At 64.4% G+C, this 18,437-nt stretch carries 19 protein-coding genes; 12 read left to right on the plus strand and 7 right to left on the minus strand.

What is annotated here, in order from left to right; all coding sequences use genetic code 11:
• The first annotated feature begins 15 nt into the window (after nucleotides 1–15).
• Nucleotides 16–762: a GntR family transcriptional regulator gene (locus LPA36_RS05325; RefSeq protein WP_228875098.1), complete on the plus strand. Its 747-nt coding sequence runs from the start codon at nucleotides 16–18 to the stop codon at nucleotides 760–762.
• A 63-nt stretch (nucleotides 763–825) separates the two neighbouring features.
• On the opposite strand, the gene LPA36_RS05330 is transcribed toward LPA36_RS05325, so the two are convergent.
• On the minus strand, nucleotides 826–1,161 hold the full coding sequence (locus LPA36_RS05330) for a DUF2917 domain-containing protein (protein ID WP_228875099.1): 336 nt from the start codon (nucleotides 1,159–1,161) through the stop codon (nucleotides 826–828).
• A 156-nt stretch (nucleotides 1,162–1,317) separates the two neighbouring features.
• On the opposite strand from LPA36_RS05330, the gene LPA36_RS05335 reads away from it, so the two are divergent.
• The 3 genes from LPA36_RS05335 to LPA36_RS05345 all read left to right on the plus strand — a co-directional run bounded on the left by LPA36_RS05335 (nucleotide 1,318) and on the right by LPA36_RS05345 (nucleotide 5,879).
• A complete protein-coding gene (locus tag LPA36_RS05335) occupies nucleotides 1,318–2,724 on the plus strand; it encodes an aminotransferase-like domain-containing protein (protein WP_228875100.1) in 1,407 nt (468 codons plus the stop codon).
• Nucleotides 2,725–2,904: 180 nt separating this feature from the next.
• Nucleotides 2,905–4,341 (plus strand): multidrug transporter subunit MdtD, encoded by a 1,437-nt coding sequence (mdtD, locus tag LPA36_RS05340; RefSeq protein WP_228875101.1) that lies wholly within the window; start codon nucleotides 2,905–2,907, stop codon nucleotides 4,339–4,341.
• 263 nt (nucleotides 4,342–4,604) lie between these two features.
• Nucleotides 4,605–5,879, plus strand: coding sequence for an EAL domain-containing protein (locus LPA36_RS05345; protein ID WP_228875620.1), 1,275 nt, complete (start codon nucleotides 4,605–4,607; stop codon nucleotides 5,877–5,879).
• A gap of 51 nt (nucleotides 5,880–5,930) precedes the next feature.
• Here the strand turns inward: LPA36_RS05345 and LPA36_RS05350 are convergent, their stop codons facing one another.
• Nucleotides 5,931–6,878, minus strand: coding sequence for a sigma-70 family RNA polymerase sigma factor (locus LPA36_RS05350; RefSeq protein WP_228875102.1), 948 nt, complete (start codon nucleotides 6,876–6,878; stop codon nucleotides 5,931–5,933).
• A 205-nt stretch (nucleotides 6,879–7,083) separates the two neighbouring features.
• Here LPA36_RS05350 and clpP point away from each other — a divergent pair, with 205 nt between their 5' ends.
• The gene (gene clpP, locus LPA36_RS05355; RefSeq protein WP_228875103.1) at nucleotides 7,084–7,734 is read left to right on the plus strand and encodes an ATP-dependent Clp endopeptidase proteolytic subunit ClpP; all 651 of its coding nucleotides are present in this window, start codon (nucleotides 7,084–7,086) and stop codon (nucleotides 7,732–7,734) included.
• Between the two features lie 4 nt (nucleotides 7,735–7,738).
• Here clpP and LPA36_RS05360 read toward each other — a convergent pair whose 3' ends face one another.
• Nucleotides 7,739–8,383, minus strand: coding sequence for a TetR/AcrR family transcriptional regulator (locus LPA36_RS05360; protein ID WP_228875104.1), 645 nt, complete (start codon nucleotides 8,381–8,383; stop codon nucleotides 7,739–7,741).
• A gap of 54 nt (nucleotides 8,384–8,437) precedes the next feature.
• Between LPA36_RS05360 and LPA36_RS05365 the strand changes: the two genes are divergently transcribed.
• Nucleotides 8,438–9,022: an isochorismatase family protein gene (locus LPA36_RS05365; protein ID WP_228875105.1), complete on the plus strand. Its 585-nt coding sequence runs from the start codon at nucleotides 8,438–8,440 to the stop codon at nucleotides 9,020–9,022.
• 296 nt (nucleotides 9,023–9,318) lie between these two features.
• Here LPA36_RS05365 and LPA36_RS05370 read toward each other — a convergent pair whose 3' ends face one another.
• Nucleotides 9,319–10,125 (minus strand): alpha/beta fold hydrolase, encoded by an 807-nt coding sequence (locus tag LPA36_RS05370; protein ID WP_228875106.1) that lies wholly within the window; start codon nucleotides 10,123–10,125, stop codon nucleotides 9,319–9,321.
• Between the two features lie 145 nt (nucleotides 10,126–10,270).
• Between LPA36_RS05370 and LPA36_RS05375 the strand changes: the two genes are divergently transcribed.
• From LPA36_RS05375 to LPA36_RS05385, 3 genes are read left to right on the plus strand one after another with little or no spacing between them, the layout of a single operon-like run.
• A complete protein-coding gene (locus tag LPA36_RS05375; protein ID WP_228875621.1) occupies nucleotides 10,271–10,900 on the plus strand; it encodes a helix-turn-helix transcriptional regulator in 630 nt (209 codons plus the stop codon).
• Nucleotides 10,890–11,861, plus strand: a complete 972-nt coding sequence (locus LPA36_RS05380) for an ornithine cyclodeaminase family protein (protein ID WP_228875107.1) — start codon at nucleotides 10,890–10,892, stop codon at nucleotides 11,859–11,861. The genes LPA36_RS05375 and LPA36_RS05380 overlap by 11 nt, the downstream gene beginning before the upstream one ends.
• A gap of 37 nt (nucleotides 11,862–11,898) precedes the next feature.
• Nucleotides 11,899–12,876 carry a threo-3-hydroxy-L-aspartate ammonia-lyase gene (locus tag LPA36_RS05385; protein ID WP_407674215.1) on the plus strand — a complete coding sequence of 326 codons (978 nt, stop codon included), beginning with the start codon at nucleotides 11,899–11,901 and terminating at the stop codon, nucleotides 12,874–12,876.
• Nucleotides 12,877–12,909: 33 nt separating this feature from the next.
• Here the strand turns inward: LPA36_RS05385 and LPA36_RS05390 are convergent, their stop codons facing one another.
• The 3 genes from LPA36_RS05390 to xseA all read right to left on the minus strand — a co-directional run bounded on the left by LPA36_RS05390 (nucleotide 12,910) and on the right by xseA (nucleotide 15,542).
• Nucleotides 12,910–13,167, minus strand: a complete 258-nt coding sequence (locus LPA36_RS05390; protein ID WP_228875108.1) for a hypothetical protein — start codon at nucleotides 13,165–13,167, stop codon at nucleotides 12,910–12,912.
• Between the two features lie 233 nt (nucleotides 13,168–13,400).
• Complete coding sequence (sodB, locus tag LPA36_RS05395) at nucleotides 13,401–13,979, minus strand: superoxide dismutase (protein WP_228875109.1); 579 nt, start codon at nucleotides 13,977–13,979, stop codon at nucleotides 13,401–13,403.
• A 183-nt stretch (nucleotides 13,980–14,162) separates the two neighbouring features.
• Complete coding sequence (xseA, locus tag LPA36_RS05400; protein ID WP_228875623.1) at nucleotides 14,163–15,542, minus strand: exodeoxyribonuclease VII large subunit; 1,380 nt, start codon at nucleotides 15,540–15,542, stop codon at nucleotides 14,163–14,165.
• 560 nt (nucleotides 15,543–16,102) lie between these two features.
• Between xseA and lpxK the strand changes: the two genes are divergently transcribed.
• The 3 genes from lpxK to kdsB all read left to right on the plus strand — a co-directional run bounded on the left by lpxK (nucleotide 16,103) and on the right by kdsB (nucleotide 18,285).
• Complete coding sequence (gene lpxK, locus LPA36_RS05405) at nucleotides 16,103–17,119, plus strand: tetraacyldisaccharide 4'-kinase (RefSeq protein WP_228875110.1); 1,017 nt, start codon at nucleotides 16,103–16,105, stop codon at nucleotides 17,117–17,119.
• The gene (locus LPA36_RS05410; protein ID WP_228875111.1) at nucleotides 17,100–17,306 is read left to right on the plus strand and encodes a Trm112 family protein; all 207 of its coding nucleotides are present in this window, start codon (nucleotides 17,100–17,102) and stop codon (nucleotides 17,304–17,306) included. Before lpxK ends, LPA36_RS05410 begins: the two co-directional genes overlap by 20 nt.
• 169 nt (nucleotides 17,307–17,475) lie before the next feature.
• Nucleotides 17,476–18,285, plus strand: a complete 810-nt coding sequence (gene kdsB, locus LPA36_RS05415; RefSeq protein WP_228875112.1) for a 3-deoxy-manno-octulosonate cytidylyltransferase — start codon at nucleotides 17,476–17,478, stop codon at nucleotides 18,283–18,285.
• Nucleotides 18,286–18,437 lie beyond the last annotated feature (152 nt).

Genomic DNA, 18,437 nt, shown 5'->3' on the forward strand with positions numbered 1-18,437 from the left:
TCTTGCGTCCGTCACATGAACTCTGCCTCGGAAGACCGCTGGCGCGACCTGCGCCCGGACCCGGAAAACGACACACCGCTCTACCTGCAACTCGCCCGCAAACTCGGTCACGCGATCCACGAGAATCGCTGGAACGCCGGCGAAGCATTACCGTCCGAACGCGTCTTGTCGGATGCGCTCGGCGTTTCGCGCATCACGGCACGCAAGGCAATCGCGTTGCTGGTGGAACAGGGATTGATCCGGCGCACGCAGGGCGCAGGCAGTTTCATCACGCCGCGCTATGAAGATCCGCTGTCGCGTCTGTCGAGCTTCAGCGAGATGTTGCGCCGTCGCGGCTTCACGCCGAGTTCGCAATGGCTTTCGCGCGAAATCCAGCCCGCCAATCGCGACGAAGTGATCCAGCTGGGCTTGTCGCCGGCTGCGGCGGTGACGCGTCTGCGACGTCTGCGCCTCGCGGATGGCATCGTGATGGCAGTCGAAAATTCGACGTTTCCTTCGTCGATCATTCCCGATCCGCAGGCGATTGGGGATTCGCTTTACAGCTACCTCGAACAACGCGGGCTTTCGATCGTGCGCGCGTTGCAGCATTTCCGCGCAGTCAACGCCAGCGAAGAAATCGCGAAGCAGATGAGCATCGCGCCGAACGAGGCGCTGTTGCTGATCACACGCGTCGGCTACACCGCCGACCAGCGCGCGATCGAACTCACCGACACTTACTGCCGCAACGATTACTACGACTTCGTCGCGGAACTCCGCAAGTAGGTGTGCACGGGTCGCGCGCCTGTGTCCGGCGCGCGTCCGTGGCCATTGACGACGAAACGCCATTCAGGCCGCAACGAACCAGCGCGGCATCCAGCTCCGCAGCGAGCGCCCCGAGAGCCGGAAGAGCAGCGATGCGTGCGCCGGAAACGTCCGCTCACGCAACGTGCAGCCGGCAAACGTCAGCGCAACGCGGGCATTGTCCGGCCCGGCGCTGACCCACGCGCGGGCGCCGCGCGGCAGTTCGAAGGTGTCGCCTGCGGCGAGCCAGTAATCTTCCGGGTCGCCGTCGATCGTCAGCCAGACCTGCCCGGCCATCACCTTCAGGATGAGCGGTTCGGCGACGCGCCATGCGGCCGCCGGCTCGTCATGTTCCAGTTCGAAAGTACGGATTTCGCGCATTGCAGAGCTCCTTGAAACGGCTTGGTGGATGAGTCATTATTGCGGCGCGACGACCGGAAACCCATGCACACTTCCGGACAGTTTCATCGAAACTGTACAGTCGAAAAACCAGACAGTAGCCGGCAATCCGAACGGTGCACCGGAAAGTGAGGTGGTATGAAACTCGAACTTGACCGCGACAACGGCGTGCCGCTCACCGAGCAGATCGTCAATGGCGTACAGACATGGATCCGCTCCCGCGTCGCGCATCCGGGCGCGAAACTGCCGTCGATCCGCCAGTTCGCCGCCGATTACCAGATCAGCCGCTTCCCCGTGATCGAGGCGTACGACCGGCTGGTGTCGCTGGGTTTCATCGATTCGCGGCACGGTTCGGGCTTCTACGTCGCCGAGCGCTCGCGTGCGATGCTGGCGGGCCACGGCATGTCCGACCCGCGTCGCGCCGGGGAAGAATCGGACCACATCCTGCAGCAGTTCAACCATCCAGGCGAATCGCTGAAGCTCGGCAGCGGCTTCATCCCTGAAGCGTGGCGCGATATGGAAAGCATCGGCCAGGCGATCCGTCACGTGTCGCGCGTCGACAGTTCGAGCCTCATCGATTACGCCACGCCGCTTGGCAACGCGACACTGCGCGACCATCTGCAGGGGCGCATCGCGCAGCTCGGCATAGCAGCCGACGCGTCGCAGGTACTCATCACGAATGGCGCGAGCCAGGCGCTCGACATGCTGATGCGCTACATGCTGAAGGCCGGCGACACGGTATTCGTCGAAGACCCGGGTTACTACAACCTGAACGGACTGTTGAAACTGCACGGCGTGCGGCTCGTCGGCATTCCGCGCACGCGCAACGGCCCCGACCTCGACGTGATGCAGACGATGCTCAAGGAGCACCGTCCGCGCCTCTTCTTCGTCAACACGGTGTTCCACAACCCGACCGGCACGACCATTTCGCCACCCGTCGCGTTTCGCCTGCTGCAACTCGCGCGCGAGCACCAGTTCACGATCGTCGAAGACGATATCTACGCCGATTTCCAGAGCGAGCCGACCGACCGCCTCGCCACGCTCGACCAGCTGGAACACGTGGTGTACGTGGGCGGGCTGTCGAAGACACTGTCGTCGTCGCTGCGCATCGGCTATCTCGTCGCGAGCCCGGCGATCGTCAAGGATCTCGCCGACGTGAAGATGCTGACGAGCATCGGCGGCTCGCGTTTCGCCGAAGCGGTCGCCGTGGCCCTGCTGGAGCGCGGCATGTACCGCAAGTATCTCGAACGCCTGCGCCGCCGGATGCGCGACGCGCTCGGACTCACCGTCCAGACGCTCGAAGACAGCGGCTGGGCGCTGTTCGACAAGCCGCTCGGCGGCAAATTCGTATGGGCGCGGGTGCCGCACGTCGACGATGCAACGCGCCTCGTCGAATGTGGCGCACCGCTTGGCGTGACGGTCGCGCCGGGGAGCTACTTCCGCCCGAACGCGGAGCCGAGCCCGTGGATACGCGTGAACGCCGCATTCACGCACGACCCGCGCGCCCGCGCGTTTTTCGACGCCGCCGCCGCGCTGCCGGGCTGACGCGCGACAACCGCCGAACCGGGCGTGCGGCGGCCGCGCAGGGCCGCGCGACGGTATAACGTCCGTCTGCCGGGATTGCCAGCGCCCTGCGCGACTCCCGGCAGCATCAGGCCGCCTGCCGGTAGAATGACCGCTCTTCGCCCAGCCCATTCGCACGCGCACGCGTGCCTGCCTGCCCTCATGCCCATCGCCCAGACCGCGTCCGCCCCTTCGCAGAAGACCCTCACCGTCATGCTGTGGCTGGTCGCCGTCGGGTTTTTCATGCAGACGCTCGACGCGACGATCGTCAACACCGCGCTCCCCGCGATGGCGACGAGCCTCGGCGAACTGCCGTTGCGCATGCAGTCCGTCGTGATCGCGTATTCGCTGACGATGGCGGTCATGATCCCCGTGTCGGGCTGGCTCGCGGACAGGCTCGGCACGCGCCGCGTGTTCATGAGCGCGATCTTCGTGTTCACGGTCGGCTCGCTGCTCTGCGCAAACGCGCATACGTTGAACCAGCTGGTGGTGTTCCGCATCATGCAGGGCGTCGGCGGCGCGATGCTGCTGCCGGTCGGGCGGCTCGCCGTGTTGCGCACGTTTCCGGCCGAACGCTATTTGCCGGCGCTTTCGTTCGTCGCGATTCCGGGGCTGATCGGGCCGCTGATCGGCCCGACGCTTGGCGGCTGGCTCGTGAAGATCGCGTCGTGGCACTGGATCTTTCTGATCAACGTGCCGGTGGGCGTTGCGGGCTGCATCGCGACGGCCTTCTTCATGCCGGACAGCCGCAACCCGGACACCGCGAAGTTCGACCTGAAAGGCTACCTGCTGCTGATCGTCGGCATGGTCGCGATCTCGTTCGCGCTCGACGGGCGCACCGAATTCGGTATCCAGCACGCCACCGTGCTCGTGCTGCTGATCCTGAGCCTCGCGTGTTTTGTCGCGTATGGGTTGCACGCGGTGCGCGAGCCGCAGCCGATCTTCTCGCTGGAACTGTTCAGGATCCACACGTTCAGCGTCGGCCTGCTCGGCAATCTGTTCGCGCGGATCGGCAGCGGCGCGATGCCGTATCTGATTCCGCTGCTGTTGCAGGTGAGCCTCGGCTACAGCGCGTTCCAGGCTGGCCTGATGATGCTGCCTGTCGCGGCGGCAGGCATGTCGTCGAAGCAGCTCGCGACGCGGCTCATCACGAAATACGGTTACCGCCGCGTGCTGGTGACGAACACCGTGCTCGTCGGTCTCGCGATGGCGAGCTTCTCACTGACGGGCGTCAACCAGCCGCTGTGGTTGCGGCTTGTCCAGCTGGCGTTCTTCGGCGGCGTGAACTCGATGCAGTTCACCGCGATGAACACGCTGACGCTGAAAGATCTCGGCACCGGCGGCGCGAGCAGCGGCAACAGTCTGTTTTCGCTCGTGCAGATGCTGTCGATGAGTCTTGGCGTCACCGTCGCCGGCGCATTGCTCGCGACCTTCACGGGCCTGCTGCCAAAGGTAACCGAAGCCAGTTCGCTACCGGCGTTTCACGCGACGTTCCTGTGCGTCGGCATCATCACGGCGGGGTCCGCGTGGATCTTCGCGCAGCTCTCGCCGGAAATCCGCGCGTCGGCGAAGAAAACCGATCCGTCGGAACGCACCTGACGCCGCGTTTTCACGCCGATGTGCAATGCTGGAACCCGCGTACGAAGATTCTGCTTTTTCGCGCGCCGTTACCCGACGGAGGGCGTCCGGCGCACCATCGCTGTGCGCGAGGCGGCCCCGAAGTGCGGGACGTGCCGTAGCCTGACGAATAGCACCGCCGCTGGCGACGATTTCGCCATGCGCATGCTTCTTGCTGGCCTATCCTGTAAACTTGCATTTTCGGTGGGCTCTACCCAGCGGCTGATCACTACACGACCGATATGATGAGCATGATCGACCTCGATCCCCCCGGCTTCCAGCCGCCGCGTCCGATGGCGGGCGACGAAGGCGCGCGTCGGACCGTCCTGTACGGTGGCTATACCGTCTTCAGCGTGTTCCAGCCGGTGTTTTCGGTGTCGCACCGCCGCGCGATCGGCTATCACGCGTCGCTGCGCGCACGCGACGAACAGGCGCGCCATGTCCCCTCGCACGAGGTCTTCACGCAGGCGGCGCGGCGCGGCGACCTGCTGGAGCTGGGCCGGCTCGCGGAATCGCTGCATCTCGGCAATTTCAACGCGTTCGACAGCCACGACGAGTGGCTTTTCCTGAGCCTGCATCCTGCAGCGCTGATGGACACGAGCTACGGCGACGCCCTGCTCGCCGGCCTGAAGGCGCTTGGCCTGCCGCCGCAGCGCGTGGTGCTCGAAGTGTCGGAACAGGCCGGTGGCGAGACCACGCGCTTCTCCGAAATCATCGACGCGCTGCGCAAGTCAGGCTTCCTGATCGCGCTGGATGGCTTCGGCGCGAAGCATTCGAACATCGACCGCGTGTGGCAGCTGCGCCCCGACATCGTCACGCTCGACCGCTGCATTCTTGCGCAGGCGAGCGAGCATTCGCATATCGAACGCGTGCTGCCGGGCCTCGTTTCGATGCTGCACGAATCCGGGCAGCTGGTGCTGATGGGCGGCCTTTCCACCGAACGTGACGCGCTGATCGCGCTCGAATGCAACGTCGACTTCGTGCAGGGCGCCTATTTCGCGGGCCCGAGCGTCGATCCGGTGAAACCGCAAGCCGCGGCCGGCCTGATGGACGCGCTTTCGGCCGCACTTCGCGAACGTGTCGCGGCGCGCGAGCATGCGCAGGTTGCGCGCCTTGCGCCGTACGTCAAGGCGCTGGAGGCGGCGAGCGCCCAGCTTTCCGCCGGCGAAACCGTCACGCACGCGACGACGCCGCTGCTCGCGCTCGGCGAGACTGCGCGTTGCTTCCTGCTGGATGCGTCGGGTCGCCAGATCGGCGACAACGTCCTGCCGCCGGGACGTGCCTCGCAGCGTGCGAAGCGCTTCCGTCCGCTGCTGCATTCAGAAGGCGCGAGCTGGGAACGCCGGCCCTATTTCATCGCGGCCGTCCGCGAGCCGGGCCAGGTGCAACTGACGCCACCGTACCTGTCGATCAACGAGGCGCACCTGTGCGTCACGGCTTCGATCGCCGCGGAAACGGCGCGCGGGTTGCAGGTGCTGTGCGTCGACATCAACTGGGAAGTCGCCGCGCACCGGAATTAAGCGAGCCAACGCCGCTGGACGATGCAACCGCCCGCAGGCGAGTCGAGTCATTCAGCACGTCACCGGCTCAGTGCGGGCGATGCGCTTCAACAGACACGCCACCGCGCGCGCACCCCACGCGTCGTTCACCGCACGAAGGTGCCCCACCGACGTCACGACGTGGAGGCGCGCAATGCGTCCGTCGTGCGCGCACACGACGTCCACAAGCCCGGCAATCGCGCCATCCGCCGAGAGCAGCGCGACGCTTGCCGCGCCGTTGATCGTCACTGCCTCGGCCGCATGTACGGACGACGACACCGGATCCACCCAACGCGCCGATGCAATCGCCGCGCCCGTCCCGACTTCTTCCGCATCGCTCAAAACGACCGCGTCTTCCGTGAAGAGACGCAACAACTGTGCACGATCCTGCGCCTCGATCGCCGCGCGCAGCCGCTCGACCACCTGCGCATGTGCGGACGGATCGACGGCTGGCTTCGACCTGTCGCCTGTACGATGCCCGTCGCCTTCGCGCCGCAGCCGCGTTTTCGCGCGATGGACGATCTGCCGGCAGTTCGCCACCGACTTGCCGATCATCTGTGCGATGTCGGCATAGCCGCAATCGAACGCTTCGTGCAGCACGAAGGCCGCGCGCTCGTCGGGCGTCAGCCGTTCGAGCAGCAACAACAGCCCATATGACATCGCCGACGCGCGCAACGCCTCGTCTTCCGCCGATGGCGCGATGCCGTCGAGCCACGGCTCCGGCAGCCAGCCAGCCGCGCGCGACTGGCGCTCCATGCGCAGATGCCGCAGACGATCGATCGCAAGACGCACGGTGATCGTCGTGAGCCACGCTGCGGGCGTGCGAACAGTGCTGGCGTCGGCGAGATGCCACCTGAGCCACGCGTCCTGCACGACATCCTCGGCTTCGGCGCGACTGCCGAGCATCCGGTACGCGAGTGAGATCAGTTTTCCACGGGATGCCGCGAACGTCGCGACCTTGTCCATTTCGTCTTTCGTCATGCGTGATGCTCCGTCAACATGGAGAAAACACCTCGGCGCCTGCAATGCGCCCCCGTTCTTCGTGGACGAACCAGCGGGCAAAGGTGTGACAGCGCCTCGCAAAAATAAATTCTGTCACGCGCCGTGCGGCTCCTGCGTCATCCCGACAGCCTTCGGCGCATCGCGTGTTCTGCGCCGTTTCTGTCCACCATCGCGAGAGGAATGCATGTCATATCCGCCTGCCCCATCGTTTTCCGGTCTTGGCCTTGTGCCGACCGTCATTGAACAGTCCGGCCGTGGAGAGCGCGCCTACGACATCTATTCCCGCCTTCTGCGCGAGCGGATCGTGTTTCTCGTCGGGCCGGTGAACGAACAGTCCGCAAGCCTGATCGTCGCGCAGTTGCTGTTTCTCGAATCCGAGAACCCTGACAAGGATATTTCGTTTTACATCAACTCGCCGGGCGGCTCGGTGTACGACGGTCTCGCGATCTACGACACGATGCAGTTCATCAAACCGGACGTCTCGACGTTGTGTACCGGCTTCGCGGCAAGCATGGGGACGTTCCTGCTCGCCGCCGGTGAACGCGGCAAGCGCTACGCGCTGCCGAACGCGCGCATCATGATTCACCAGCCGTCGGGCGGCAGCCAGGGCACCGCGGCCGACGTCGAGATTCAGGCGAGGGAAGTGCTGTATCTGCGCGAGCGTCTCAACGCGGTGCTGGCGGAGCGCACCGGCCAGAGCGTCGGTCAGATCGAAAAGGACACCGACCGCGACAATTTCATGTCCGCCGAAGGCGCGAAGCACTACGGCCTGATCGACGACGTACTGACGACGCGAACAGCGCTGCCCGTCGCGCCGGCGCGCAACGACATGTAATCGATCAGCGACGCGCGGCTGGCTGAGCGGCGGCAAAAGCCGGAGCGAGCCGCGCGCCCAGATACGACGCAACGACCGCCCGGTATTCGACGAGCAGCCGCTTGCGCTCTTTTGCCTTCGCAACGGCATACAGCGGATTCATGCTTTTCACCACCTGCAGCGTGACTTCGGCGATACGAAACGCCTCGTCGTCAGAAAGCGCCGGCTGATAGCGCTGGAACAGCTCGGCAAAGCTGCGGCGCAGCCGGTCGCGTGCCGCCGCATCGCGCCGGAAATTCAGCGACACCGACAGCAGCGGAAAATACGCGGGATGCGTCGTCATGAACGACGTCATCATGTCGAAGAGGCCGTCGACGAGTTCAGGCACGGTCCATTCTTCGGCCGCGACGCTGAGCGCCGTCCAGCGCGCTTCCATTTCCCCGGCATAGCGCGTGCGCAGCGCGAAAACGAGCGCGTCCTTGTTCGGAAAGTACTGGTATAGCGCACCGATCGAAGCGCCCGCGCGCTCCGCGATTTCCGTCATCGTGACAGCTTCGAAACCACGCTCCGCGATGGCGGCGCCCGCCGCTTCGAGCAGCGCGTCGACGCGCCGCGCGGCGCGCTCCTGCTGTGGCACACGGCGCGCCGATCCGGACAGAGTTGAGGACATTCTCACATTTGAAGCGTATGATTATATGAGGCCATCCTCACATAAAGGCGACATATGACGCAAGCACTTTCACTTGATCCGAAAACCACCGCACTGGTGCTGATCGACCTGCAGCACGGCATCGTCGGGCGCGAACTGGCGCCGTATTCAGGCAGTCAGGTCGTCGAGAACGCCGTGCGTCTGGCAGAAGCAACGCGCGCAGCAGGCGGCACGGTCGTGTTTGTCCGCGTGCTGCTCACCGAGTTGCTCCAGCGCATCACGGACGCCGCGCCGCAGGCTTCGAACGCGCCGCCACCTCCGGCGATCGCGTCGGAACTCGTGCCCGAGGCGGGGGTGCAAGCGGGCGATCTGGTGGTCACGAAGCGTCAGTGGGGCGCGTTCTACGGCACCGATCTCGAACAGCAACTGCGCCGCCGCGGCATTCGCACGATCGTCATGGCTGGCATCGCGACACACATCGGCGTGGAATCGACCGCGCGCGCCGCGTTTGATCAGGGCTATGACCTCGTTTTCATCGAAGATGCGATGTCGACCATGAGCGCCGAGGCGCATCAGAACTGTGTCAACGGTGTGTTCCGCCTCATGGGCCATGTGCGCTCCACGCAGGAATATGTCGAAGCGCTGGGTCGGGCTGTATAAGACTGAGACACGTTTTCAGGCATCGGAGACGTCAACGCTCCCAATGCAACGCAAGCGCCCTCGCAACGAGGGCGTTTTCGTTGATGCCTTTCGTGCGCCGCCCGCGCCGTGCTCACCACGCTCCCTCCGTCGCTCTCCCGACCTCCCCATCGCGCCAACGGCCCGCCCCCATCGGCAAACGCGCATCCCAAGCTTTCTGGAGCGGCTCGCAGCGTGGAAGGCAGGAAAAGTCCGGTAACGGATGCGGTATTGCGGGAAGGCTTCACGCGGGCGGCACGAACGTGTCGCCCGTTTTTTTATGGAAGCACCTTGTCGACGAACTTCAGTATTGCGTCATTGAACACCGCCGGTCTTTGCAGCGGCGCGAAATGGCTCACGCCCGGCAGCTTCAAAAGCGCCGCGCCGGGGATGCTGCGCGCGAGATAGTCCGCGTGTTCCGGCTTGATGAATTCATCGTGCTCGCTTTGCACGATCGCTACAGGAACGCGGATTTTCGCGAGATCGTTCGCGGCATAGTTCGGCTGCGTGCGCATCATTTCGCTCACCGCGCCGACAAAGTCGTCGAACGCATCGGGCGTCGGCGAGAGGTTTTCATAGTCTCTTCGATGTCGTCCGAAGCAGCGGTCGATGACTGGCGTGGGCACGAATTCCTTCGTCCCGCTGGGGTCCATGTTGCAGCCGAAGAAAAATGCACCCGCCACCCGTTCGGGCGCCTGCATGCCGAGGATCAACGCAGTGCACGCGCCGTCGCTCCATCCCACCACGGCCGCTTTTTCGAGCCGCAGTGCGTCCATCACGGCGAGCACGTCTGTCGCCATCCGCTCGTACATGTACGGCTTCGTGTCGCGCGTGCTGCGTCCGTGGCCGCGGCTGTCGATCACCACGACGCGATGACCGGCGCCGACCAGCGCGGGCACCTGATAACCCCAGTTGCCGCTGTGACCCAGGCCGCCGTGCAGCAGGATCACCGGTGGGCCGGCACCCCAGGCCGCATGCCAGATGCGGGCGCCGTCGTTGTCTACATAGCCCTCGTCGCGTGTGACGGGCAGCGGCGCGGCGCCATGCGCTTCGAAATGCTTGAGGTCGTCGTCTTGATGGTCCATGTCGATCTGGCTCCCGGTACGGATGGACGTTTCGGGCACGCGTTTCGTCGCGAACGATAGCGCTGAACGCTTTCCGTCGCAATCGGACCTGCGCCCTCCAGGCCCCGAAATTGACATAAATTATAATAATAGATATTCTGTCCATATGCCAAAGCCATCCCGGGAACAGCAGGTCCTCGTTGAACAACTGAAGCAGGTCGCGCAGGGGTTGGCGGAGACCTTTGCGCCCTTCTGCGAGGTCGTTGTTCACGATCTGCTGCATGCCGACCATTCGATCGTCGCGATCCACAACAACCTGTCTGGCCGGGAAGAAGGCGATCCCACCACCGAGCTGGGTCTCGCGCGCATTGCGGACAAAACCTGTCCGCAGGTCATCGCGAACTACGCAAACCAGTTCGCTGACGGACGACAGGTAAAAAGCACGTCAATCGGCATCAAGGATTCTGGCGGTCGTTACGTGGCGGCGCTGTGCCTCAACGTCGATCTCACGCTCTTTGGCACGTTGCAGAACATGCTCGGTCAGTTCGTCAGTACCGGTGACACCAGCGGCATGAAAGAGTCGCTCGACCCGCCGGGAGCCGACGGAATCAGGCAGCGGATCGACCAGTTCGCCGCGCGGCTCGCAACCACGCCGCGCGCATTGAAAGCGTCCGAGCGGCGCGCACTCATGAGCGAACTTCGTGAGTCGGGCAGCATGGAAGTGCGCCGCGCGATGGAAATCGTCGCGCTCCATCTAGGGGTATCACGCGCTACGGTGTACAACGATGCCAGATAACGCTCAACTGCTATTGCTCGACAGGGACGTCGTCGAGTCCCTCTCTTCTCCTGACGATGTGCTCGAAGCGGTACGCGAAGCATTCGTGCTGCACAGCAGACGCGAAGGACGCATTTTCCCGGTCGTCCGGCAGGCGCTTGCGACGGGCGGCGTATTCGGGATCAAGGCGGGCGACGTATCGAGTCAAAACCTGCTTGGCTTCAAGGCAGCAGGGCTCTGGCCTGGCAACCGGCAACTCGGTGGCGACACTCACCAGGCCACCATCATGCTGATCGACCCCGCTACCGGGCGTCCCACCTGCATCCTCGACGGCAACGCGGTCACGACCCTGCGCACCGGCGCTGCCGGTGGCTTGGGACTGCTGCAACTTGCCCGTCCCGACAGTTCGACCGCCTGCGTGTTTGGAACTGGCGTGCAAGCCCGGGCACAGCTGTCCTACGCTCTCCGTTTGATGCCGACGCTGAAGGCAGTCCGCTATGTGACCTCGGCGGGTCAGCGCGATCCGGCTTTCGAGGCGCACTTTTCCGCTCATTGCGACATCGCGCTTTCGTCTGATCGCAATGCTTCGGTCGCGGAAAGCGACGTGGTGATCACCACCACGCCAGGCCGCGGCGCGTTATTCGATCTGGACGCGGTGCAACCCGGAACCCATCTGAACTGCGTGGGCGCCGATACCACAGGAAAGCGTGAGCTTCCTGAAGGCCTTCTGCAACGCGCTCGCCTGTTCTTCGACGATCGTACGCAGGCGATCCAGATCGGCGAGACGCAGTGGGCACCCGACACACCGGGCATTGAACTCGGCGATCTGCTGACAGGGAGTGCCGCGTTCAAGCGCGAGCGCCACGACATCACCATTTTCGACATGACGGGCATCGCCCTTCAGGATCTCACCGTTGCCCGCGTGCTTTTTGATCGCGCCAGCCAGTCAGGTGCCGGCACCGCAATCGCATGGCCGTGGTAACGGGCCTCGACAATCGCGTCGTCTGACGCACCGAAACATGGATGGACACATCGTGCTGACTCTTCCGACTTACATGGACGTCGCCGCAGCGGCAAAGCGAATCGAAGGCACGGCGAACCGGACACCAGTCCTGACCTCGCGCACTGCCAACGATGAAATCGGCGCGGAAGTTTTCTTCAAGTGCGAAAACTACCAGCGTATGGGCGCATTCAAGTTCCGCGGTGCGATGAACGCATTGTCGAAGTTCGACGAGCGGCAGCGTGCCGCCGGCGTTGTGGCGTTCTCGTCCGGCAATCACGCCCAGGCGATCGCGCTGTCGGCGAAACTGCTCGGCATTCCCGCGACCATCATCATGCCGCTGGATGCGCCCGCCGCAAAAGTCGCAGCGACCAAAGGCTATGGCGGAAACGTCGTGACCTACGACCGTTATACGGAAGATCGCGAAGCGATCGGCCGCAACCTTGCCGACAAACAGGGCATGACGCTGATTCCGCCCTACGACCATCCGGACGTCATCGCAGGCCAGGGCACAGCCGCCAGGGAACTGATCGAAGAAGTCGGGCCACTCGATGCGTTGTTCGTCTGTCTTGGAGGCGGCGGATTGCTGGCTGGATCGGCGCTCGCGACGCGCGAACTTGCGCCGGACTGCAAGATCTACGGCGTGGAACCTGAAGCCGGCAATGACGGACAGCAATCGTTCCGCTCCGGTTCGATTGTTCACATCGAGACACCGAAGACAATCGCGGACGGCGCCCAGACCCAGCATCTCGGCCAATACACGTTCCCGATCATCAAGCGCGACGTCACCGACATCCTGACGGCCACGGACGATCAACTGATCGCGTGCATGCGGTTCTTCGCAGAGCGTATGAAAATGGTCGTCGAGCCCACCGGTTGCCTCAGCTTTGCCGCGGCACGCGAAATGAAGGCACACTTAAAGGGTAAGCGGGTCGGTGTGATCGTGAGTGGCGGGAATGTCGATATGGAGCGCTACAGCGCGTTCCTCGCCGGTTGATACCGGCTCACTGCGCCGCCATCGGGAAAATCGTCACGGCTTGCAGCTCACCACAAGGCTCCTGCCCTTGAAGCTGCCTGTGTCCACGTAAATTCTCTTTTCCTGACGGTCGATGACGTCAAATCCGTGGGGACAGGTTTTCGCCGCAGCATTTTCACATCGCTTCCAGGTGGACAGCAGGCCGTCGCACGAGATGGCGGCGCCTTCGCGTCCGCTGGCCGTTCGCGTGGGATGGACGGTTGCTCCGCAACCTGTGAGCAGAACAAGAAGAAGAATGGCGACGCTTCGCATGACATTCCCTTCGAAGGATCAATCGCCACATTAAACCACGTCGATACTTTTGACGATTCTTGAAAGCGGCCCCGGCCGCGTGCGAATCGGACCACGCAATCGACGCAAAAAAGCCCTCGCACGGAGGGCTTTTCATGTCGGCTACGGCTTCAGGCGTCGATGGCCGGGCACGCTGCCCGCTCTCCACACCTTGTTGCCGTAGCCAGACTTCATCGCGTCGAAACACCAACCGCTTACGCGAAATTCTTCGAAGCGAATTCCCAGTTCACGATGTTCCAGTACGCTTCGACAAACTTCGGACGTGCGTTGCGATAGTCGATGTAGTACGCGTGTTCCCACACGTCGATCGTCAGCAGCGGCTTTGCGTCCGTCGTGAGCGGGGTTGCAGCGTTGCTGGTCGACACGAGATCGAGCGAACCGTCCGCTTTCTTCACGAGCCATGCCCAGCCCGAGCCGAACGTGCCGACTGCCACCTTCGTGAACTCTTCCTTGAACTTGTCGTAGGAACCCCACTTCGCGTTGATCGCGTCGGCGAGCTTGCCGGTCGGCGCGCCACCACCTTGCGGCGACAGGCTGTTCCAGAAGAACGTGTGATTCCAGATCTGCGCTGCGTTGTTGAACACGCCACCCGACGACTTCTTGACGATCTCTTCGAGCGGCAGGTTCTCGAATTCGGTGCCCGGAATCAGCTTGTTCAGGTTGGTCACATAGGTCTGGTGATGCTTGCCGTAGTGAAATTCAAGCGTCTCTTCCGACATGTGCGGAGCGAGCGCGTTCTTCGCGAACGGCAGCGGCGGGAGCGTATGTTCCATGATTGCGTTCCTTGTATCGTGTTATGGGGAGTCTGCGGATAACGCTGTAGAGCACTCGATTGTAGGCGACCAGGAATAACCGTGCAAACCGCCGGTCTTTATGGCGGGAATCGCGCAAACGCGCAGCAGATGCAGCGTAAAACATGCTCGTGCAACGCGTGTGCGAGGTCAAAAGTACGGATATCAAAAGCCTTCAGTAAGGCGCGGCTGCACGTCGGAAAGCGCGATATCGGCGGAGCCTTCGGCAAGATGCACGGTGAGCCGCCGGCCGGGCTTCAGCGCCGAGGGCGCGCGCAACGCACGACCGTTCTGCGCGTCGAGCAACGCGGCATAGCCACGCTCGAGCGTGCGCTGCGGGCTCAGCACTTCGAGCCGCGCACCGAGCGTCGCGACACGGGCGGACTGCCGCTCGTGCAGACGTTGCCGCGCGCGTTCCAGCCGTTCCGCGAACCCATCCACCTTCGCATGATGCGAGACGAGATCGGGGCGCCAGCGCTGCCAGCGCATCTGTAGCAGGGAAAAGCGTCCGCGTGCGTCACGCACCGGCCGCGCGCCCGCCGAAGCCAGCCTGACGGAAAGCTGATGCAGGTGCATGCGTTGCCGCGCGAGCCTTTCGGCTGGCGAGACGAGACGGCGCGCGAGCCAGTCGAGTTGCTGCGCACGGCGCTCCATCATGCGGCCGAAGCCCCGCGCGAGCGTGGCGTGCCGGTGATCGAGATCGCGCAGCAGCAACACGCGCTGCGGGCTGACGAGTTCGGCCGCGCCCGTCGGCGTGGGCGCGCGCACGTCGGCGGCGAAATCGGCGATCGTGAAGTCGGTTTCGTGCCCGACGCCACTCACCACCGGTACCGCGCTTTCAGCGATCGCGCGCGCGAGCACTTCTTCGTTGAACGCCCACAGGTCCTCGATCGAACCGCCACCGCGACACACGATCAGCACATCGACTTCGCGCCGCGCGTTCGCGGTCTCGACCATTGCCGCGAGCTTCGCGCTCACGCCCGCGCCCTGCACCGGCGCCGGGTAGACGATCACCGGAATATGCGGTGCGCGACGCTGAAGCGTCGTCAGCACATCGCGCAACGCGGCGGCCTGCAATGACGTGACAATGCCGATCGCGCGCGGATGTGGTGGCAGTGCGCGCTTGCGTTCGGGCGCGAAAAGGCCCTCTGCTTCGAGTTGCGCCTTCAGCTTCAGGAACGCTTCGTACAGACGGCCCTGACCCGTGCGCCGCACGGCTTCGACGTTCAGCTGCAGTTCGCCACGCGGCTCGTACATCGTGACCAGCGCGCGCACTTCGATACGGTCGCCCTCGCGCGGCGTGAATTCGGCGTGCTGCGCGCGGCCGCGGAACATCACGCAGCGCATCTGCGCCTGCGCGTCCTTGATCGAAAAGTACCAGTGGCCGCTGGCGGCACGCGTGAAATTGGAGACTTCGCCTGCCACCCAGACGAGCGGAAACGAGCGTTCGAGCATCGTGCCGATCGCCCGGTTCAGGGCGGAGACCGGCACGACAACCTCGCCGCCAGGCTGCGACGACGACGCAAAAGGACTTTCGGGATTCATGCGAGGAATGAGTTTTGACAGGCCGGACAGACGATAGACCGACTGGCCATTCGCGTCCAGCGCACCGTGCAGATTGTGGGAAGTGTCCACATTGACGAACTATCGTGCGCCGAGGTTTGTTAGCATCGCCAGGAAGCCCATGAGTTCGTATCATGTCCTTGATTATTATGGGTTTTATATCTCACAAAGCGTAAGCTGTACCGAAGGGCAGCGAGCCTGGCGGCCCTTTGCGGGCGGCGGAAGGCGGGTTCTCCACAAAGTTATCCACAGGCGCCGCCCCCCCCGTTTTGACGATGCTCGTGGGCACGTTTTGCGCCAGCCGACTTGCGGCTTACGGCGCCCGCGCGCTAGAGTGCCGGCTTCCCGAAGCGCCTTGTCGCCGGCCAACGCCGGGCTGTTTTCGCTGTTACCGGTTGCGCCAGTTCGCCGCCCCGCGTGGTACTGGCCCGATCGACTGCCCGCTGTCTGTTTCACTCACCGCCCGGAGAACCTGCGTTGCTGCCAGCCTTGTCCTTTTCGCATACCTCGCCTGTCATGCGCGCCGTTGCGGCGATCCATCCATGAACGGGCTGAAATCCCGGATCGAAGCGCGCCTCGCGCAGGAATGGCAGCGTCGCGGTCTGCTCGCCTGGGCGCTCACGCCGTTTGCCTGCCTCTTCGGCGCCATCGCCGCGTCGCGTCGCGCCGCGTTCGCACTCGGCTGGATCAGGAGCGTGCGGATCGCGGTACCGGTCATCGTGGTGGGCAACGTGACCGTCGGGGGAACCGGCAAGACGCCGACGGTGATCGCGCTCGTCGACGCCCTGCGTTCCGCGGGCTTCACGCCAGGCATCGTCTCGCGGGGCTACGGCGCGAAGATCACGCGGCCCACGCCGGTCACACCGGCTTCTTCGGCGCAGCTCGCTGGCGACGAGCCGCTCCTCATCGCGCGCCGCACCGGTGCGCCCGTGTGGGTCTGTCCCGATCGGGTCGCCGCTGCCGAAGCGCTGTGCTCGGCGCACACCGACGTCGACATCATCGTGAGTGACGACGGCCTGCAGCATTACCGGCTTGCACGCAACTTCGAACTCGTCGTCTTCGATCACCGGCTGGGCGGCAACGGCTTCCTGCTTCCCGCCGGGCCGCTGCGCGAGCCGCTGTCGCGCCAGCGCGACGCAACGCTCATCAACAATCCCTACGACCGCACGTTGCCCGCGTGGCCCGAAACGTTCGCGCTCGCGCTCACACCTGGCGACGCATGGCATCTCGAGCGTCCCGCGCTGCGCCGTCCGCTCGCGCAGTTCGCTGGCGACCGCGTGCTGGCCGCCGCCGGCATCGGCTCGCCGGAGCGCTTTTTCGCGACGCTGCGCGCGGCCGGTCTGTCGCCCGCCACGCGCGCACTGCCCGACCATTACGCGTACACCACGAATCCTTTCGCCGACGTCGATGCCGACGCCATCCTGATTACGGAAAAGGATGCGGTAAAATTGGGGTCCTGGCATGATGCGCGGATCTGGGTTGTCCCGGTTGAAGCCGCGCTGGATCACCGCCTTATCGCTTTAGTTGTGGAGAAAGTCCGTGGACGCTCGCCTGCTTGAAATTCTTGTCTGCCCGATCTGCAAGGGCCCGCTCAGCTACGATCGCGCCGCGCAGGAACTGATCTGCAACGCCGACAAGCTGGCCTACCCGATCCGCGACGGCATTCCGGTGATGCTCGTCGACGAAGCGCGTCAAACCGTCGAAGGCACGCTGGTCGACCCGGCCGGTCCGGCATCGGACGCGTAAGCTGCGCCGTTGGGAGTGCGGCGCTTGCGGGCGCCCTTCCCGCCAGTCCGTATCCGAACGTTGTTCCCGCCTTGTTCATCCCGCCCGTCTTCCCGCGCTTCCGGTTTGCTGCTTCGAGCAATGAACGCCGGATGCGTAGCGGGCTCCCGCGAACCGTCAAGCCCGTCCCATGACTGAATCTGCCCGTCCTGCTGCCCCGCCGTTCATCGCCGTTGTGCCGGCGCGGCTCGCGTCCACGCGTCTGCCGAACAAGCCGCTCGCCGATATCGGCGGCAAGCCGATGGTCGTGCGCGTGGCCGAACGCGCGCTCGAATCGGGCGCGCAGCAGGTGCTGATCGCATCGGACGCGCAATCGGTACTCGACGTCGCGCGCGAACACGGAATCGAAGCGGTCCTGACGCGTGCCGATCATCCGTCGGGCACGGACCGGCTCGCAGAAGTCGCCGCGCATTTTGCGTGGAGCGACGAGACGATCGTCGTCAACGTGCAGGGCGACGAGCCGTTGATCGACCCGGCGCTCGTGCGCGGCGTTGCGTCGCACCTGGCCGCGAGCCGCGGCTGCGCAATCGCCACCGCGGCGCACCCGATTACCGACCCGGCCGAAGTCTTCAATCCGAACGTCGTGAAGGTTGTGCTCGACGCACGAAGCGTCGCGCTCTACTTCTCGCGTGCACCGATTCCATGGGCGCGCGACGCGTACCAGCCGCACTGGCCCGATGTCGCCACGATGCCCGCGCCGCCTGCGCTCGCGCATGTCTACAGGCACATCGGCCTCTACGCGTATCGCGCGAAATTCCTGCGCACGTATCCGACGCTCACGCTCTCGCCGATCGAGCAGGCCGAGGCGCTCGAACAGTTGCGCGCGATGTGGCATGGCGAGCGCATTGCCGTGCTCGTCACACAGGACGCGCCGTTGCCCGGCGTCGATACACCGGCCGATCTCGCTCGCGTACAGGCGTTATTCGGGTCGCGAGCGTAAAAACCCATGGCATAATCGGACGGTTGCGCGAGCCGCCCGGAGCCATACTTCATCAGGGTTTCCCCCCGTTTGTGCCGCTGGCAATCTTGCTGCGCCGTCGTTCGAGACGCGCTGCGCGAGATGTGCCGCCGCATTGCGCGCGGGTTTCAGAA

This window comes from Paraburkholderia saeva, assembly GCF_907164555.1.
In the GTDB taxonomy this organism is placed as follows: Bacteria; Pseudomonadota; Gammaproteobacteria; order Burkholderiales; family Burkholderiaceae; genus Paraburkholderia; species Paraburkholderia saeva.